Annotated in this window: 18 protein-coding genes; 6 read left to right on the top strand and 12 right to left on the bottom strand. The window is 70.4% G+C overall.

The window, feature by feature from the left end; all coding sequences use genetic code 11:
* Positions 1 to 172: 172 nt before the first annotated feature.
* Positions 173 to 922, top strand: a complete 750-nt coding sequence (locus tag AB0H93_RS43650; protein WP_358582720.1) for a hypothetical protein — start codon at positions 173 to 175, stop codon at positions 920 to 922.
* Positions 923 to 925: 3 nt separating this feature from the next.
* Here AB0H93_RS43650 and AB0H93_RS43645 read toward each other — a convergent pair whose 3' ends face one another.
* The 8 genes from AB0H93_RS43645 to AB0H93_RS43610 form a co-directional block, all read right to left on the bottom strand.
* Positions 926 to 2,245: a DNA polymerase IV gene (locus tag AB0H93_RS43645; protein ID WP_358582717.1), complete on the bottom strand. Its 1,320-nt coding sequence runs from the start codon at positions 2,243 to 2,245 to the stop codon at positions 926 to 928.
* A gap of 231 nt (positions 2,246 to 2,476) precedes the next feature.
* On the bottom strand, positions 2,477 to 2,887 hold the full coding sequence (locus AB0H93_RS43640; protein ID WP_358582715.1) for a TipAS antibiotic-recognition domain-containing protein: 411 nt from the start codon (positions 2,885 to 2,887) through the stop codon (positions 2,477 to 2,479).
* A 187-nt stretch (positions 2,888 to 3,074) separates the two neighbouring features.
* Positions 3,075 to 3,260: a hypothetical protein gene (locus tag AB0H93_RS43635; protein WP_358582713.1), complete on the bottom strand. Its 186-nt coding sequence runs from the start codon at positions 3,258 to 3,260 to the stop codon at positions 3,075 to 3,077.
* 64 nt (positions 3,261 to 3,324) lie between these two features.
* Complete coding sequence (locus AB0H93_RS43630; protein ID WP_358582711.1) at positions 3,325 to 4,302, bottom strand: ABC transporter substrate-binding protein; 978 nt, start codon at positions 4,300 to 4,302, stop codon at positions 3,325 to 3,327.
* A 42-nt stretch (positions 4,303 to 4,344) separates the two neighbouring features.
* Positions 4,345 to 5,394 carry an ABC transporter permease gene (locus AB0H93_RS43625; RefSeq protein WP_358582708.1) on the bottom strand — a complete coding sequence of 350 codons (1,050 nt, stop codon included), beginning with the start codon at positions 5,392 to 5,394 and terminating at the stop codon, positions 4,345 to 4,347.
* Positions 5,394 to 6,158 (bottom strand): ATP-binding cassette domain-containing protein, encoded by a 765-nt coding sequence (locus AB0H93_RS43620; RefSeq protein ID WP_358582706.1) that lies wholly within the window; start codon positions 6,156 to 6,158, stop codon positions 5,394 to 5,396. Before AB0H93_RS43620 ends, AB0H93_RS43625 begins: the two co-directional genes overlap by 1 nt.
* Positions 6,155 to 7,201, bottom strand: a complete 1,047-nt coding sequence (locus AB0H93_RS43615) for a class I mannose-6-phosphate isomerase (protein WP_358582704.1) — start codon at positions 7,199 to 7,201, stop codon at positions 6,155 to 6,157. The genes AB0H93_RS43620 and AB0H93_RS43615 overlap by 4 nt, the downstream gene beginning before the upstream one ends.
* The gene (locus AB0H93_RS43610; RefSeq protein WP_358582722.1) at positions 7,198 to 8,172 is read right to left on the bottom strand and encodes a LacI family DNA-binding transcriptional regulator; all 975 of its coding nucleotides are present in this window, start codon (positions 8,170 to 8,172) and stop codon (positions 7,198 to 7,200) included. Before AB0H93_RS43610 ends, AB0H93_RS43615 begins: the two co-directional genes overlap by 4 nt.
* A 493-nt stretch (positions 8,173 to 8,665) precedes the next feature.
* Between AB0H93_RS43610 and AB0H93_RS43605 the strand changes: the two genes are divergently transcribed.
* The 3 genes from AB0H93_RS43605 to AB0H93_RS43595 all read left to right on the top strand — a co-directional run bounded on the left by AB0H93_RS43605 (position 8,666) and on the right by AB0H93_RS43595 (position 10,938).
* On the top strand, positions 8,666 to 10,072 hold the full coding sequence (locus AB0H93_RS43605; protein WP_358582701.1) for a glycoside hydrolase family 47 protein: 1,407 nt from the start codon (positions 8,666 to 8,668) through the stop codon (positions 10,070 to 10,072).
* 112 nt (positions 10,073 to 10,184) lie between these two features.
* Complete coding sequence (cutA, locus tag AB0H93_RS43600) at positions 10,185 to 10,502, top strand: divalent-cation tolerance protein CutA (protein WP_358582699.1); 318 nt, start codon at positions 10,185 to 10,187, stop codon at positions 10,500 to 10,502.
* A gap of 76 nt (positions 10,503 to 10,578) precedes the next feature.
* A complete protein-coding gene (locus tag AB0H93_RS43595) occupies positions 10,579 to 10,938 on the top strand; it encodes a DUF3817 domain-containing protein (RefSeq protein ID WP_358582696.1) in 360 nt (119 codons plus the stop codon).
* 1 nt (position 10,939) lies between these two features.
* Here the strand turns inward: AB0H93_RS43595 and AB0H93_RS43590 are convergent, their stop codons facing one another.
* Positions 10,940 to 11,440 (bottom strand): MarR family transcriptional regulator, encoded by a 501-nt coding sequence (locus AB0H93_RS43590; protein ID WP_358582694.1) that lies wholly within the window; start codon positions 11,438 to 11,440, stop codon positions 10,940 to 10,942.
* Between the two features lie 141 nt (positions 11,441 to 11,581).
* Between AB0H93_RS43590 and AB0H93_RS43585 the strand changes: the two genes are divergently transcribed.
* Complete coding sequence (locus AB0H93_RS43585) at positions 11,582 to 11,884, top strand: MTH1187 family thiamine-binding protein (RefSeq protein WP_358582692.1); 303 nt, start codon at positions 11,582 to 11,584, stop codon at positions 11,882 to 11,884.
* A 58-nt stretch (positions 11,885 to 11,942) separates the two neighbouring features.
* Here AB0H93_RS43585 and AB0H93_RS43580 read toward each other — a convergent pair whose 3' ends face one another.
* Positions 11,943 to 12,197, bottom strand: coding sequence for a hypothetical protein (locus AB0H93_RS43580; RefSeq protein ID WP_358582690.1), 255 nt, complete (start codon positions 12,195 to 12,197; stop codon positions 11,943 to 11,945).
* 326 nt (positions 12,198 to 12,523) lie between these two features.
* Between AB0H93_RS43580 and trxA the strand changes: the two genes are divergently transcribed.
* Positions 12,524 to 13,447 carry a thioredoxin gene (gene trxA / locus AB0H93_RS43575; protein ID WP_358582687.1) on the top strand — a complete coding sequence of 308 codons (924 nt, stop codon included), beginning with the start codon at positions 12,524 to 12,526 and terminating at the stop codon, positions 13,445 to 13,447.
* A 55-nt stretch (positions 13,448 to 13,502) separates the two neighbouring features.
* Here trxA and AB0H93_RS43570 read toward each other — a convergent pair whose 3' ends face one another.
* Together AB0H93_RS43570 and AB0H93_RS43565 are read right to left on the bottom strand one after the other, a co-directional pair.
* Entirely contained in the window at positions 13,503 to 14,216 is a 714-nt protein-coding gene (locus AB0H93_RS43570) for a tyrosine-protein phosphatase (RefSeq protein ID WP_358582683.1), read from the bottom strand.
* An 89-nt stretch (positions 14,217 to 14,305) separates the two neighbouring features.
* The gene (locus AB0H93_RS43565; protein WP_358582681.1) at positions 14,306 to 15,724 is read right to left on the bottom strand and encodes a neutral zinc metallopeptidase; all 1,419 of its coding nucleotides are present in this window, start codon (positions 15,722 to 15,724) and stop codon (positions 14,306 to 14,308) included.
* Positions 15,725 to 16,151: the final 427 nt, after the last annotated feature.

Here is a 16,151-nt window from a genome sequence, read left to right as displayed (position 1 = left end):
TTGAGGCGTCGTGGTGGTGGGGTTGGTGCGGCGGCGTTGTGCGGTGGTGGTGGGCAGGGTGATGCCCTGATCCTCCGCGTACCGACAGCCTGACCCCGGCCGACCCTGAGATCTACCCGGAGATCCGCACCGTCGGTGATCGACCGGCTCCGGCGTGGCTACCCTGGACGGCATGAAGTGGCTTCCAGGGGGATGGCAACGGGCCGACCGGGTCGAGCAGGAACGGGCGACCGTCCCGGCACGCCCCCGTAACACCGCCCGTTACACCTCGGACCCGGCCGGAGCCGCCGAGCCCGCCACCCGGGTGCAGCCCGGCGGCGGGCACCGCCCGACGCTGCTGAGCGCGGACGCGCACGACGTCGACGTCAGCGCCAGCAGCTTCAAGGCGCTGCTCATCGGCGGCGGCGTCAGCGGGCTGCTCACCGTGCTGGTCGCCGCGGCGCTGGTCAACAACGGCAACAGCGTCGGCTTGTGGATCTGGCAGCTCATCTTCGGCGTGATCTTCCTCTGGTTCCTCACCGCCTCCCGGGGCATGCTCAACAGTCGCGGCTTCCTGTTCGACCGCAGCGGCTTCTACGCCCGCACCCGCGGCGAGGTGTTCGGCGTCACGTGGGACGAGATCAAGGCCGTCGGGGTCGGCACGCTGCCGTGGATCCAGCACCGCCGCCCGGTCGCGCCGGAGCGCCGCCACGCGCTGGAGCTCTACCCCGCGGATCCGGGATTCGCGGCGCGGCACCCGGAGCTGGACCGCTGGCGGGTGGAGGAGCAGCCGTCGATGCCGGGGCTGCCCGGCGAGCGCTACCGGTTCCACCTGCCGCCGATCAGCAGGCTGCCGAGGGAGCTGGAAGGCGCGGTGCAGACGGTCGCCCCGCAGAAGTGGATCGGCCGGTACAAGCGGGAGCTCCCGCCGCCGCAGGCCTGACGGCTACCAGCCGAGGCTGTCGATCGGGTCCCCCGAGGTCAGCTCCGGGGCGTCGATGGCGAAGGTGCGGGCCACCCCGCGGCCGCTGGTGGCGGTCTCGAAACGGACGGTGACGCGACCGTGCCCGGCGCCCTGCACCCAGCCGTGCCCGAACTCGCTGTGCTGCACGTCGTCCCCCGCCCGCCAGTGCCGGGTCGAGGGCTCCGGGCTCGGTTCGGGGACGGGCAGGGCGGCGGGCGCCGGAGATTCCGGCTGGTCGGCGGGGTTGCCGAACAGCGGCTCCTGCTCCGAGGTCGCCAGTCCCGAGTAGGAGACGCCGACCAGCCGGACCGGCGTGCCCGGCGGGACTGCGACGGGCAGCAGCCGTCGCGCCGCCGCAGCGAGCGCACCGAGATCGCTGGTCGCCGACGAGAACGTTTCCGCGCGGCTGATCGTGGTGAAGTCGGAGTCCCGGACCTTGATCGTCACGGTGCGCGCGGCGCGCCCCGACGACACCAACCGGCGATGCGCCGACTCGGCCATCCCGGTCACCTCGGCCTGCAGCTTCGCCTGGTCGGTGATGTCGACGTCGAACGTCGTCTCGGCGCTGACCTGCTTCGCTTCGGCGCGCTCGGCCACCGGATGCTCGTCGATGCCGTGCGCGAGCCGGTGCAGCTCGGTGCCGTGCGCCTGCCCGAGCAGCGACGTCACGTCGTTGGGGCGCAGCGCGGCGAGCTCGCCGATCGTCTGGACGCCGATGCGGTGCAGCTTCGACTCCGTCACCGGCCCGATGCCCCACATCTTGCGCACCGGCAGTCCCGACAGCAGTTCCAGCTGTTCCTCCGGCGGCACCACGAGCATGCCGTCCGGCTTGGCCAGTCCCGAGGCGATCTTGGCGAGCTGCTTACCGGCACCCGCGCCGATCGACGCCGTCACGCCGACTTCGCGGTGCACCCGGGCGCGCAGCCGCGTGGCGAAGTCCTCGACCTGCGCCGTGGTGGCCCCGGCGAGCTCGGTGGGTTCCAGGAACGCCTCATCGACCGAGACCTGCTCGACGACGTCCGAAACCTCCCGGACGATGCCGAGCACCCGCTTGCTCACCGCCTGGTAGACGCGGAACCGCGGCGGGAGCACCACCGCGACCGGGCAGCGGCGGCGCGCCTCGGCCATCGACATCGCGGACCGCGCGCCGTACTCCCGGGCCTCGTAGCTGGCGCCGGCAACGGTGCCGCGCGGGCCGAGGCCGCCGACGAGCACCGGGCGCCCGCCGACGGTGGGGCGGGTCAGCTGCTCCACGGATGCGAAGAACGCATCCATGTCCATGTGCAGCACCCACCTCGGCATGACCGCCATTCAACGGGATGCCTCTGACAGCCGCCGCCGCGGGCGGGCGAGGTGAGAGCAAGGGAACCTTCCTGTCACCGCAGGCCGCTGACCTCCGCGACTGGGCGAGAGGATGGGAACCTTCCTGTCACTTCCCGGCCGTGCGGGAGAGAGCATGGGAACTTTCCTGTCACCGCGCCCGGGGTGAGAGCATGGGAACCTTCCTGTCACCCCGCGCCGCCTGGCGGCCGGTCAGCGGAGCTTCGCCCAGGCGTAGGTGATCATCGCGTCGCGCATGTAGTCCGCCATGCCCTTCGGCTTCCGGCGCTCGATGCGGCGGCGGAACTTCGGCTGGTTCACGTACATCTCCGCCAGCCGCAGGTAGGAGGACCGGTCCGGGGTCCAGAAGTGACAGAGCCAGCGGTAGTGCTCGTGGATCACCTGCTGGGTGCGGGGGTCGTTCTCGGGGACGCCGGTGGCGAACAGCTCGGCGACGGCCGAGCTGATCCGGTTCCAGTCAGCCCCGATGCGCTGCGCGAGCGCTTTGCGCTGCTCCGGGGCGATGGGGCCGTTGGCTCCGGCGGGGGTGAGGTTTCCGATCAGGGCGGTGCCGTCCTCGACGGCTTCGGCCTGATCGAGACCGGGGCTCCCAAACGGCTGCACGGCGTTCCTTCCTCCCCTGACGTGCGGGCACGGCGCATGGCGATCAAGCACGGATCGTGATCGACATTGCGGGTGATCACGGCCCTGATCACCTGCCCGTGGCACATTAACGGAGCGAAGTGGACGCTGCGTGTGATTGTGGCGATCCGCTACCAGCCTGTGATGCCCCGGTCCGGTGCCGCGGCGCTCAGTCGGCTTCCGGACCAGCGGTGTCGTCCTGCTCGTCGGCCGCGGACCGTTCGGGCGGCGCGAGGAACACCACACCGCTTTCCAGGTCCAGCGGCCCGCCGGGGTCGTGCCCTCGCGAGATGCCGGTCTGGTCGCCTTCGTGCTGGAGCTTCCGGCCGGGGAAGAGTTCGCCGTATTTGCCCATGCACCCAAGGTAGCCCGGCGCCGTGCCGGGGCCGGTGCGATGACGCCGGCCCCGGCACGGGCGATCAGCAGTGGGCCTTGTAGAAGTACTGCGCCTGCTGGTCGATGTTGTCCTTGGTGATGGCGATCATCTCGGTCTTGGTCTCCCGTTCGACCGGCTGGCCCTTGATCGCCGCGATGGCGCGCTTGACGCCTTCCTGCCCGATCTTGCCGGGGTTCTGCGCGATCAGCGCCTGGACCCGGCCGTTGCGCAGGTCGTCCACCTGCTTCGGGCTGGCGTCGAACCCGACCAGCTGCACCTGCCCGGACTTGCCGGCGTTGAACAGCGCGGTGGCGGCGCCTTCGCCGGTGTTGAGGTTGGTGCCGAACACGCCGACCAGGTCGGGGTTCGCGGCCAGCGTCGCCGACACGATCTGCGCGGCGGTCGCCGCCTCGTTCTCGGTGTACTGGGTGGGCAGCAGCTTCAGGTTCGAGTGCTTGGCGATCTCCTCCTCGAAGCCCTTGGCCCGCGCGTCGGTGGTCGAGGTACCCGCCTTCGTGTTCAGCGCCAGCACCGACCCCGGCTTGTCACCGACCAGCTGCGCCAGCGTTTGCGCGGCCAGCCGGCCGCCCGCGTAGTTGTCCGACGACAGCGAGGTGACCGAGATGGACCGGTCCTCCAGCGCGGTGTCGACCTCGACGACCTGGATGCCGTTGCTCTTGGCCTGCTGCAGCGGCGCGGCCAGCGCCTTGTCGTCGGTGGGCGCGATGATCACCGCGCCGGGCTTGGTGCTGACGATGCCGCCCAGGATCTGCGACTGCTCGGCCTGCTCGAACTTCTCCGGGGCCTGCGAGTTCAGCTGGTAGCCCTGCGCGCTCGCCTCCTGCTGCGCAGCGCATTCGATGGACACGTAGAACGGTTCGCCGCGCATCCCGGTGATCAGGGCGAGGTTCTTGTTGTTGGGATCGGTCTGCCCGCTGCCGGTGTCACCGATCTGGCCGGACCCGCAGCCTGCCAGCAGCAGCGCCGCACCCAGCGCCAGCGCGGTTTTGTGCGTTCTCATCAGCGATTTACCTCCACACGCCGTTGTGCCGAAGATCGAGTGTCAGCGGTTGTTGCGCGCCCGCCGCCTGCGCTGGTCCAGCCAGACCGCGGCGACCAGGACCGCGCCGACCGCGATCGGTTGCCAGAACGGCCGCACCCCGGTCATCACGAATCCGGCGTCGAGCACGGCGGGGATGAACACGCCGATGACGCTGCCGAGCACCGTGCCGATGCCGCCGAACAGGCTGGTCCCGCCCAGCACCACGGCCGCGATCGCGTTCAGGTTGTCGTTGCTGTGCCCGCTGATCGTGGTGGTGCCGAAGTAGGCCAGCGACATGAACCCGGCCAGCCCGGCCAGCACCCCGGTGAGGGCGTAGACGGTGACCAGGTGCCGGGTGACCTTGATGCCGCTGCGGCGGGCGGCTTCGGCGTTCGAGCCGATCGCGTAGGTGTAGCGGCCGAAGGCCGTGGTGTGCAGCAGCCACAACGCCAGCAGCGTGATCACCGCCGCGAGGATCACCAGGTTCGGGACCACCACGAACGACGTCCCGGTGCCGAGGGTCTTGCGCAGCGCGCTGGGCACCGTGCGCACGTCGATGCCGTTGGTGAGCAGCTGCGCGGCACCGAGTGCCGCGCCGAACGAGCCGAGCGTGACGATCAGCGCCGGGACCCGGGCGACGGCGACGAGCAACCCGTTCAGCAGGCCCCACAGCGCGCCGCCGACGAGCGCGACCAGCAGGCCGATCGCGATCACGCCCCAGCCGGCGTTCGTCGCGTCGCCGCCGCTGAGCCATTCCATGGTCATCGCCGACACGACGCCGGAGAACACCAGCACCGATCCCACCGACAGGTCGATGCCGGAGGTGATGATCACGAAGGTCATGCCGACCGCGAGCATCAGCAGCGGCGCCGCCTGCACCAGCAGGTTCTGGACGTTGAACAGGGTGGGGAAGGCGTCCGGGCGGAGCACGCTGAACAGCACGCACAGGACGATGAGCACCAGGCCGGTCCACAGCGTGTTCGAGGAGGCCAACCGTGCGCCGAACCCCTTCGCCGGGGCCGGCGCTTTCTCTTCCACAGTGGACTCGGGTGTTTCCTGCTGGGTGGCCATCAGCTCGCGTCCTCCTGCGACAGTGCGCCGGTCATGGCGCCGACCAGGTCCTCCAGGGTCGCCTCGGCGGCGCTGAACCGCGCCACCCGGCTGCCGAGGCGCAACACCTCGACCCGATCCGCGACCGACAGCACCTCCGGCATGTTGTGGCTGATCAGCACCACCGAGATACCGGTGTCGCGAACCCGCCGGATCACCTCCAGCACGCGTTCGCGCTGCACGACGCCCAGCGCGGCGGTGGGCTCGTCCATGAACACGAGCTTGTCCGCCCAGGTGACCGAGCGCGCGACCGCGACGCTCTGCCGCTGCCCGCCGGACAGCGAGCCGATCGGCACCGACAGGTCTTGCAGCGACACCCCGAACTTCGCGAACTGCTCGGCGGCCTGCTCGCGCATCTTCGCCTTGTCCAGCATGCCGAGCCGGCCGAGCAGCCCGGGCCGCCGGATCTCCCGCCCCAGGAACAGGTTCGCGGCGGGGTCGAGGTCCGGCGCCACCGCGAGGTCCTGGTAGGCGGTCTCGATGCCGTGCGACCGGGCGGCGGCGGGGGAGTCGAGCGTCACCGGCTTGCCGCCGACCAGGATCTGCCCCGAATCCGGCTGCTCCACGCCCGAAAGGCATTTCACCAGCGTCGACTTGCCGGCGCCGTTGTCGCCGATGAGCGCGACGACCTCACCCGGATGCACGGTGAACGACGCGCCGCGCAGCGCTTCCACGCTGCCGTAGCGCTTGACCAGGTTGCGGGCTTCCAGGAGCGGTTCGGTCATCTCGGGCTCCCGGCGGCCGGCGGGCGGCAGTGCACCACGGTGACGTCCCCTTCGAGCCGAGCGGCCCCGGCGGAATGCGGGATCACGGCGGTGCTGCCGCGGTGCAGCGGCAGTTCGGCGCCGCCGTCCGTGCGCAACTTCCCGCTGCCGTCCAGCGCGATGAGCACGCCGAACGACGGCTCAAGCTCGACGCCGCCGTGCAGGCGCTCGGCGCGGAAGAAGGGTGCTGCGTCGTCGGCCAGCAGCGGGACGCGGGGCTCGGACCGGTCCGCGGTGCGCTTGATCAGCGAGTCCAGCGCCGCATCGCCGAAACCGTCGCGGTTGACCGTTTCGAGCGCGGTCTGCCGGTCCATGCCGAGGAACGCGCCCTCGGCATCGGCCAGGAAACCCTGCCATTCCAACGTGATCGAGAAGTCCGTCGGCTGCTGCAGCTCGACGATGAACACGCCTTCGCCGATGGCGTGCGGGGTGCCCGCGGGGACGTGCACGGTGTCGCCGGGCCGGACCGGGATCTCGTTGAGCGAACCGAGCATCGCCGACGAATCCTGCGTGGCCACCCAATGCGCGACCGTCTCCGGCGCGACGTCTTCGCGGAAACCCAGGTACACCACCGGGTTCGCGCCGGACGTGCCGACCACGATCCACGCCTCGGTCTTGCCGAACCGGGAACCGAGGTGCTGCTGGGCGAAGGCGTCCGAGGGATGGCAGTGCACCGGCAGCCGCTGCCCGGCGTCCAGGAGCTTGACCAGCAGCGCGGTGCTGTCGCCGAAGGCGGCCACGTGCTCGGCGCCCAGCCACCGCTCGGGATCGGCGGTCACCGCGTCGCGCAGCAAACGCCCGTCCGGCAGGCGGGACAGGCCCGACTCGGCCTGGCCGAACCGCGTCGTGGTGGACGCGACCCAATCCTCCGGGCCGAATTCGCGGTCGTCCGAGCCGCGTAGCGCGGCGATCGACGCACCGCCCCGGTAGAACTGGCGGGGCTGGTTGGCCGGCAGGGCGATCGGAACCGCCGGGCCGGACTGATCATTGTGGACAGAACTCAACGTGATACCTCTCCGGAACCTCTGGCGAGCAGCCGAGTGGGAACGACCAGGCGGCGTGGCGGCGTGCGGTCGCCGTCCAGCCGCGCGAACAGCAGTTCTGCCGCCGACCGGCCCAGCGCCCAGGTGTCGTGGGTGACCACGCTGATCGGCGGGTCGAGGAGGTCGGCGAGCTCGAAGTCGTCGAAGCCGACGAGCGCCGGCCGATGGGGTTGACCGGCCAGCGCGCGCAGCGCGTGCACGGTGATCCGGTTGTTGCCGGTCACCAGCGCGGTCGCGCGCTGCAGCGTGGAACGAAGCGCCTGCGCGACCGACTCGTCGGTGTGCGGGCCCATCAGGACCAGGTCGGGGGAGAACGGCACACCGGCCTGCGCGCAGCCTTCCCGGAAACCGCGCAGCCGCTCGGCGGCAGTGTGGATCTCCGGAGCGTCGCCGAGGAAAGCGATCTCGCGGTGCCCGTGCTCGGCCAGGTGGCGGGCGGCGAGCGCGGTGCCGCCGGCGTTGTCGATCAGCACGGTGTCGGCGTCGAGGTTGCCCGGCGGCCGGTCCACGAACACCACCGGCGTCCCGGCGTGGATCTCGTGCGCGATGTACCCGTGCTGGTGACCGGCGGGAACCACGATCAGCCCGTCGACGCGGCGCGCGCAGAACTCCAGCACCAGCTCGCGTTCCCGCGCCGGGTCCTCATCGGACGAACCGGTCAGCACCTGCTTGCCCTGCACCCGCGCGATTTCCTCGACCGCGCGGGTCAGCATCGAGTAGAACGGGTTCGCCAGGTCTTCCAGGACCAGGCCCAGCGTGCCGGTCCCGGTGCCGCGGCGGAGGTTGCGGGCGCTGAGGTTGCGGCGGAACCCGAGCTGGTCGATGGCGGCCAGCACCCGCTCCGCGGTCGCCGGATGGACGCCGCTCTCGGCGTTGACGACACGCGAAACGGTCTTGATGCTCACGCCCGCTAGCCGCGCCACGTCGTTCATCGTGGCGCGCCGGACGTTCCCGGACTCAGACAACGTTGTCATGATGGGCGGCATTGGATCGCAGCCCTTCGCCGCCTGTCAATGCCGCCACCCGGATCTGACTACGCCTGGCCCCACGGCATCCGCTGATCGGCCCAACCCGGCCCCCTGCGTTCCGGGGCGGGATGACAGGAAGGTTCCCATCCTTGCGCCCGCCGATCCCGGCCCGCGCGACCCGCCGGCCCGGCCGATCGATGACAGGAAGGTTCCCATCCTGCGGGTTTCCGGCCCGGGGTGACAGGAAAGTTCCCATGCTCGCAGCCGGAACCCGGACCGGCGGGGCGTTGTCGCGGCCGCGCGGGTCAAGTCGTCGGGCGGCGGTATTCGGCGCGGCCGAACGCCGCGCCGCGGTGTCGAAAACGGACAAGAACGGCGATCCGCATTGACCTCCGCGGCGTCTCCGACGACGGTGAACCGGCCCGGCTTGACAAGGTTGTCCAGTGAGGAGGCGGCGATGCCCCGAAGCATCCCCAGGAGATCCGCGCTGCGTTTGTTCGGCGGCGCGGCCGTTGCCGGCGGGCTGTTGGCCGCGTCGCCGGCGGTGGCGTCGGGGGCACCGGCCCGGCGGGACTGGAAGCCGGTCGCCGAGGCCGTCCGCCGCGAATTCCTGTGGGCATGGCAGCACTACGTCGAGCGGGCCATGGGCGCCGACCACATCAAGCCGATCTCCGGCGGCCGGGAGGACTTCTTCGTCGAGGGCCACTCCATCGGGCTGAGCCTCGTCGAGGCGATCGACACGTTGTGGCTGATGGAAGCCGACTCCGAAGTCGAGCGCGCCGTGCAGTGGATCAAGGAGAACCTGAGCTTCGACATCGACGCGCCGTTCCAGGTGTTCGAGACCAACATCCGGATGGTCGGCGGGCTCGCCGCCGCGTACCACTGCACCGGTGAGCAGCGGCTGCTGGAACTGGCTGTCGACGTGGCGGACCGGCTGCTCCCGGCCTTCACCGAATCCCCGACCGGCCTGCCCTACCGCTACGTGAACCTGGCGACCGGCGCGGTCAGCCGGCCGGAGACCAACATCGTCGAGGTCGGCACCTACATCGCCGAGTTCGGGATCCTCTCGGAGTGGACCGGCGACCGGCGCTACTTCGACCTCGCCAAGCAGGCCATGCGGGTCGTCTACGACAAGCGGACCGAACTCGGCCTGCTGCCGCACGACATCCACGCCGAAACCGGCGAGTGGCGGAACCGCCAGGCCACCGTAGGCCCGCCGGGCGACTCCTACTACGAGTACCTCTGGGACGGCTACGCGCTGTTCGGCGACGAAGAACTCCGCCAGTGGTACGACGCGCTCACCGACGCGATCCTCGCCCACCAGGCCGAACGCCACCAGAACATGCTGTGGTTCCCGCAGGTCGACGCGTTCACCGGAGAAGTCCTCAGCCGCGAGCAGAGCGTGCTCGCCTCGTTCTACGCCGGCCTGCTCGGCGAATCCGGCCGCGTCGCCGAGGGGCGCGCCTACCATGACGCGTTCAACACCGTGCAGGACGAGTTCGGGGTGATCCCGACCTCTGTGGACTACTCGACGATGTCGGCGAGCGACCGGAGCAACGCGTTGCGCCCCGAGTTCGCCGACTCGGCGCTCATGCTCTGGCTGGAAACCGGCGACGAGGTCTTCCGCGAACGCGCGAACGTCCACTTCGATCACATGGTGAAGACGTCGAAGACGAAGTACGGCTTCGCCGCTCTCGCCGACGTCACGGCGAAGCCGCCGTCGCAGGAGGACACCTGCCCGGGCTACTGGTGGTCCGAGCAGATGAAGTACTACTGGCTGCTCTTCTCCGACACCCCGCGCTTCGACTACCGGAACAACTACCTGAGCACCGAAGCGAACGTCCTCCGCGGAGCCCGCCGCTGACGCAGGGATGACAGGAAGGTTCCCATGCTCTCAGCCGGACGCCGGCGGGAGTGGAGCATGGGAACCTTCCTGTCACCGGCCTCCGACGCGGGCCGCTGGATACGCTGGGCGCATGTCTGATCATGTGCAGGTCGTGACCACCACCGACTCCGAGCAGGCGGCCGCCGAGCTGGCCCGCGGCGTCGTCGAGGCGCGGCTGGGGGCTTGCGTTCAGGTCGTGCCGATCCGCAGCTTCTACGTGTGGGAGGGCGCCGCCCAGGACGACGCCGAGTGGCAGCTGCAGATCAAGACCTCGGCCGCGCGGCTCCCGGAACTCGTCGAGCACCTCATGGCCAACCACGGCTACGACGTGCCGGAGATCATCGCCACCCCGATCGTCGGCGGCAACCCCGCCTACCTGGCCTGGGTCGACGACCAGACCCGCCCGTAGCGGACCGGCATCGGTGTGATTGGCGACACCCGGCACACTCGCAGGGGAGTGCCGTTGGAACGGAAGTGGGTTTGACGTGCCGCGTACGTATGCCGGGTGGTTCCGGGCGGTTGCGATCGCCGAGGCGTTCTCGTGGGTCGGTCTGCTGGTGGCGATGGCGTTCAAGTACGGCTTTCAGCAGCCGCTGGGCGTGACGGTCATGGGCTGGGTCCACGGGCTGGTCTTCACCGCCTACGTGGTGACCTGCCTCGTCGTGTTCAGCCCGCTGCGCTGGCGGTTCGGGGTGCTGGTGCTGGCGCTGGTGGCGTCGATCCCGCCGCTGGCGTCGGTGTGGTTCGAGCGCTGGGCGAACCGGCGCGGGCTGCTGACCGAATCGGACTCCGACGAGCCGACGTTCTGGGGCCGGGTTCGCTACGCGCTGCGCGAGCTGAACTGACTCAGAAGTCCCCGGCGGCGTGCCGCACCTTGCCGAGCAGCTCGGTGAGCTGCTGGGTCTGCCGCTCGGTGATGCCGCGCAGCCCGAAGTCGATCTCCGTGACCGACTCGGTCGCCTTCTTCATCTGGTCCAGGCCGTCCTCGGTGATCTCCACCAGGGTGGTGCGCCGGTCAGTGGGGTGCGGCACCCGCCGGACCAGGCCGTCCTGCTCCAGCCGGTCGACGATGTTGGTGACGCTGGTCGGGTGCAGTTGCAGCCGGTCGCCCATGACGCGCATCGGGAGGCTGCCGCGCCGCGAGAAGCTCAGCAGCACCAGTGCCTCGTACCGGGCGAACGTCAGGTTGTGCGGTCGCAGCGCACCGTCGACCGCCGATTGCAGGATCTGCTGGACCCGCATCACGCTCGTCACCGCGGCCATCGTCGTCGACGGGCCTACCCGGTCGGCCCAGATCTCGGCCGCGCGAGCGATTGGGTCGAAGGGCAGTGGACTACGGGTGCTCATGGTGTTCGACGCTAGCAGCGGTTACCGACGAGTTGGTGGCTGTGGTGCGGGTAGGGCGAAATCAGGAGGACCGTGCCGCTGCCCGAGCATGATCGTGGTGACCGGCGGACCACGCCGCCGGTCCGGAATGGAGGAGCAGACGTGCTAGTTGCGTTCAGCGTGGCCCCGAGCGGGGCCGGGGACAGCGACAGTGTCAGCGAGGCGGTCGCCGCCGCGGTGAAGGTGGTGCGGGAGTCCGGGCTGCCGCACGAGACGACCTCGATGTTCACCACGATCGAAGGCGAGTGGGACGAGGTGATGGACGTCGTGAAGCGGGCCACCGAGGCGGCCTCGGCGAACGCGCCGCGCACCAGCCTCGTGCTCAAGGCGGACATCCGGCCGGGGCACACCAACCAGCTGCATTCGAAGGTGCGGCGGGTCGAGGAGCACCTGCGCGGGGAGTAGGCGCAGCAAAAGACCGGGGGCGGCGAGCAGCCGCCCCCGGTCCGGCGCTTGAGTTGCGTCAGCCCTTGGGGTGGTCCACGACCGGCGCGTTGACGCAGTTGTTGGCCTGCGGCGACAGGACCGGCACGACAACACCGATGGCGGCACCGACGTTGTTGCCGCACGCCTGCACCGGGACGGCGCTGATGTTGTTGTCGTCGACCGCGTTGATGCCGTCGTTCTCGGCGCTGTCCGCGAACGCGGCGGTGCCGAGGGTCAGGACACCGAGGGCGGCGGCACCGGCGACGCCGGCAACACGGGTAGCAATACGCACTGTTTCGTACCTCTCGTTGAACTACTGACTGAAGGTCCCCCAAATGGAGGCCCCGCAGACCCGTGAGAAAACAACCGTCACTCGCGGGCTCAATTTCCCCTTCGGTGGTCGAAGCCGCCGAGCCTTAGGGGTGAACCCGCTTTGCCACCTGTTCGAGGGACATTTCGTCACTACTTCGGTTTGATCTCGGGCGTCGTCGGCGTGTCGGTTCTGGACGTGCGGTTTCGCGGGTCGCGGAAGATCTGCCGCCCAGCGACCACGCGACCAGCGGGACGTGTCAGGATGGAGGCGTGACGAGGCCGGATCCACGCCAGCAAGCAGCAGCGATGTCCGCCGCGATGGCGGGCGCAGTCGACCTGTCGGCCCTGAAGAACCGGGCCGACGCCACCGCCCGGGCCGCCCAGGCGCCCGCCAACGGCGACAGCCCGGCGGCGCCGGCGAGCGCCGCGGTCATCGATGTCACCGAGGCCACCTTCCAGGCCGAGGTCGTCGAGCGGTCGCTGCAGGTGCCCGTGGTCGTCGACCTGTGGGCGACGTGGTGCGGACCGTGCAAGCAGCTGTCGCCGGTGCTGGAGCGGCTCGCCCAGGAGAGCAACGGCGCCTGGGTCCTGGCCAAGGTGGACGTCGACGCGAACCCGCGCATCGCGCAGCTCTTCCAGGTGCAGTCGGTGCCGACGGTGATCGCCATCGCCGGCGGTCAGCCCGTGGACGCCTTCTCCGGCGCCCAGCCGGAACCGCAGATCCGGCAGTGGATCGACTCGCTGCTGAACGCCCTGCGCGACCAGCTGCCCGGCATCCGCGCGGCCGAGGAGGGCGTCGAGCCCGCCGCCGAGGAGCCCGAGGACCCGCGGTTCACCGCCGCCGAGGACGCGTTGGAGAGCGGCGACTACGCCGCCGCCGAGGCCGCCTACCAGAAGATCCTCGACAGCGAGCCGAACAACGAGCAGGCCAAGGCCGCGCTGGCGCAGGTCCGCTTCACCGCCCGCGCCGAACAGGCCGACCCGGCCGCGATCGAGCGGGCCGACGCGGCCCCCGACGACGTCGACGCGCAGCTCGCCGCCGCCGACGCGGAGGTCGCCATCGGCCGGGTGGCGGAGGGCTTCGACCGGCTGATCCGCGCGATCAAGCGCACCTCCGGCGACGACCGGGACCGGATCCGCCGGCACCTGATCGAGATGTTCGAGGTCTTCCCCGAAGGCGACGACCGGGTCGCCGCGGCCCGCCGGGCGCTGGCCAGCGCCCTGTTCTGAGCAAGGTTTCCCGGGCGCCGATTTCACGCGAAATCGGCGCCCGGTCTTTCGCGTCCTAGTCGAGGAGCCTGTCCCGCAAGGCGGTCACATCCGCGTCGGGAAGGCCGCCGGAACGCAGGTATGCCGCCATGTCCCGCGAGGTCGCGGCCTCGCGGATGAGGTTGCCCGCCGTCGTGCCGTGCTCGGCGATGATCTCTTCGATCTTCGGTGTGTCGTCGCCCAGGCCCACCCTGGCGCACTGCTCGGCGCGGCGGACGTGGCTGAGGGCGTAGTCATCGGCGATATCCGCCGGGTCGGCGCCGACCAGGGCGAGAAGCACGAGCACGATCAGGCCGGTGCGGTCTCGCCCGCCGCCGCAATGCACCAGCACGCCGCCCGGTTCTGCGCGGGCGATCGCTCCGCACACCTCCGCGGTGCGCTGCGGGAACCGGTCCAGGAATGCCCGGTAGTACAGCGGCGTGCAGGAGATTCCGCCGCCCCACCGGTCCCAGAAGTCGGTGTCGGAGTGGTCGTCCAGCGGCAGGTGCACCGTCGTCAGCTCGGGCGGGCGCGGTGCCGCGTCCGGCTCCTGCTCGTCGTCTCCGGTCAGGTCGATGATCGTGCGGATGCCGTGCTGCTGGAGCCCAGACCAGCCTGCCGCGGTGAGGGCCGCCGGGTCTTCCGAACGAACCACCGCTCCCCAGCGGGTTGCCCGGCCCTCGCCGGCGCGGAGGCCGCCGAGATCCCGCGCGTTCAGGAAGCCTTCCCAGTCGAGAACTCGTTCCGTCATACCCGTGGGACGTGCGTGGCCGGTCCGGGTTGTGCGCAAGGAAAAGCGGTGCCGCCCCGATCCGGGACGACACCGCCGGTTCCGTCAGCTCACGCGCCGTACTTGGTGCTGCACGGGGCGAATCCTTCCTGGACGCCGACCCGGAAGGCCTCCACCCGGGCGAACCCGACGGGCACCTGATCGCCGTTGACGTTCGCCGCGATCAGGCTGTCCTCGCCGAGCAGCGCGGACACGCCCTCATCGATGTCGTCCGGCGCGATCCGCAGGCTGCCGACCGGGTTGCGCTGCCCGAACGGGTCCTCGACCAGCAGCCCGCTCCACGAACCGACCATGCAGGCGGTGCGCAGGCCGGCGGCCTCGTCGTCCAGCGGCAGCCCCGTGGCCTTCTGCACCGACAGCGCATACCTGGACGCGACCTGGGCGTATGCGGCGAAATCGCCGTAGCCGGTGGAGTCCGCGTTCTTGCTCGGCGGTTGGCCGATCTTCTGCAACGCCGCCATGTCCAGCGAGATCGTGTTCGTGCTGGGGCAGTACGACGCCGGTGATGTGGCCTCCTGGCTGCCGCACGGCTTCAGCCCCGCGACGATCTTGGGCGGCTCGGCGCCGGTGTCGCGGAACACCGTGCGCAGGCTCTTCTCCACCGCGTCGAGGCTCTGCTGGTCCACGGGGAGGTTGGCGTTCTCCTTCTGGATGGGCTTCCACGCTTGGAAGAGCGTCGTGCGCCGCTGGACGTCGTTGAAGTCCATCTTGGCGCAGCGCTGCGGGCCCTCGCTGAAACCGAACTGGAACGCCGTGACCCGGTCGAACGCGGAGCCGTGCGCGTTGCCGTCGCGGAAGTCGGAATCGCCCGGCGAGTCGCGGATGAAGTTCAGCACGCCCATGACCTCGTTGAGGCCCTGCCCGGTGGAAACCTGGAAGTACTTCGAGGAACCCTCGGCGACGTGTCGGAAGTACGCGCCGGTGAAGCAGTCCGCCTGCTGCTCCAGCACGATCACCTGGTCGTTCGAGGTGGCCGTGCTCGCGCGGTGCTGCACGGCGTGCCCGATCTCGTGCGCGAGCACCGTCACCACGGCCATCGGCCCGAAGCTGTTGTTCAGCTCGGGGAGCAGGGTGCCCCGGTCCCACGCGATGGAGTCCTCCGGCGGGCAGTAGAAGGCGTTGACCACGCCCGCCGTGTTCTGCCCGCATAGCTGGAGGCCGGGGCCGCCCGAGTCGTAGGACACCAGCCGCTTGACCGGCTCGAAGCGCTTGCCGGGGAAGGCCTTCGGGAACGTCTCGCTCCAGTACTCGTCGATGTCGGCAACCGCGTCGCGCGCGAGCTTGTCCATCGCGCCGTTGTCGGTGCCCTCGACCGGCAAGGACGAACTCGGCGCACCTTCCTTGGGGCCGCTCGGGCCGTTGGTGGCGGGCAGGCCGGCGACCTCGGTGGTCGAGTAGCCGCCGAGCGTCGTGGGGGTGCCGCTGATCGGCCGCGAGCACCCGCCGATCAGGGCCGCGCACGCGAGCACGGAGACCGCGGTGCCGAGGATCCGCTTTCGCCGTCGGCTTCTTGTCGATACCGGTACCACTGACGCGCCCCATCCTGCTGGCCGAAGTCCTCCTGCGCCGGGCCGGCGGCAGTGCCACCCGGTGCCGGAGCAGCCTATCGGTTACCTGATCGACCTCACGTGCGATCTCGCCGGATCGCAGAGGGGCGGGGTGACAGGAAGGTTCCCATGCTCACGCCGGGTTGCGGTGCGGTGACAGGAAAGTTCCCATGCTCGCGAGCTGCACGAGACGCTGGCCGGCTTGGTGGCTGGGCGGAGCGCCACCGGCCCGGGATCATCCGGGCGCGCGCCGACTAAGGGGTTCTTTCAGAATGCTGATGTGGGGAGTTTGGCGGCGAGGACCATGCAGTGAGCGAGTTGGAGGAAGCCGTCATGCATGTCGTCGCTG

The organism is Saccharopolyspora sp. NPDC050642 (assembly GCF_040654735.1).
GTDB lineage: Bacteria > Actinomycetota > Actinomycetes > Mycobacteriales > Pseudonocardiaceae > Saccharopolyspora > Saccharopolyspora elongata.
Note: the sequence above shows the minus strand (reverse complement) of the source record. Positions and strands in the feature narration are given on the sequence as shown.

What these genes read in the sequence shown, in the direction of transcription:
- AB0H93_RS43625 (WP_358582708.1), bottom strand. Translation starts at nt 5,394, where the DNA reads ATGGCCACCCAGCAGGAAACACCCGAGTCCACTGTGGAAGAGAAAGCG.
- AB0H93_RS43605 (WP_358582701.1), top strand. Translation starts at nt 8,666, where the DNA reads ATGCCCCGAAGCATCCCCAGGAGATCCGCGCTGCGTTTGTTCGGCGGC.
- AB0H93_RS43610 (WP_358582722.1), bottom strand. Translation starts at nt 8,172, where the DNA reads ATGAACGACGTGGCGCGGCTAGCGGGCGTGAGCATCAAGACCGTTTCG.
- AB0H93_RS43570 (WP_358582683.1), bottom strand. Translation starts at nt 14,216, where the DNA reads ATGACGGAACGAGTTCTCGACTGGGAAGGCTTCCTGAACGCGCGGGAT.
- AB0H93_RS43630 (WP_358582711.1), bottom strand. Translation starts at nt 4,302, where the DNA reads ATGAGAACGCACAAAACCGCGCTGGCGCTGGGTGCGGCGCTGCTGCTG.
- cutA (WP_358582699.1), top strand. Translation starts at nt 10,185, where the DNA reads ATGTCTGATCATGTGCAGGTCGTGACCACCACCGACTCCGAGCAGGCG.
- AB0H93_RS43620 (WP_358582706.1), bottom strand. Translation starts at nt 6,158, where the DNA reads ATGACCGAACCGCTCCTGGAAGCCCGCAACCTGGTCAAGCGCTACGGC.
- AB0H93_RS43650 (WP_358582720.1), top strand. Translation starts at nt 173, where the DNA reads ATGAAGTGGCTTCCAGGGGGATGGCAACGGGCCGACCGGGTCGAGCAG.
- trxA (WP_358582687.1), top strand. Translation starts at nt 12,524, where the DNA reads ATGTCCGCCGCGATGGCGGGCGCAGTCGACCTGTCGGCCCTGAAGAAC.
- AB0H93_RS43645 (WP_358582717.1), bottom strand. Translation starts at nt 2,245, where the DNA reads ATGCCGAGGTGGGTGCTGCACATGGACATGGATGCGTTCTTCGCATCC.
- AB0H93_RS43590 (WP_358582694.1), bottom strand. Translation starts at nt 11,440, where the DNA reads ATGAGCACCCGTAGTCCACTGCCCTTCGACCCAATCGCTCGCGCGGCC.
- AB0H93_RS43635 (WP_358582713.1), bottom strand. Translation starts at nt 3,260, where the DNA reads ATGGGCAAATACGGCGAACTCTTCCCCGGCCGGAAGCTCCAGCACGAA.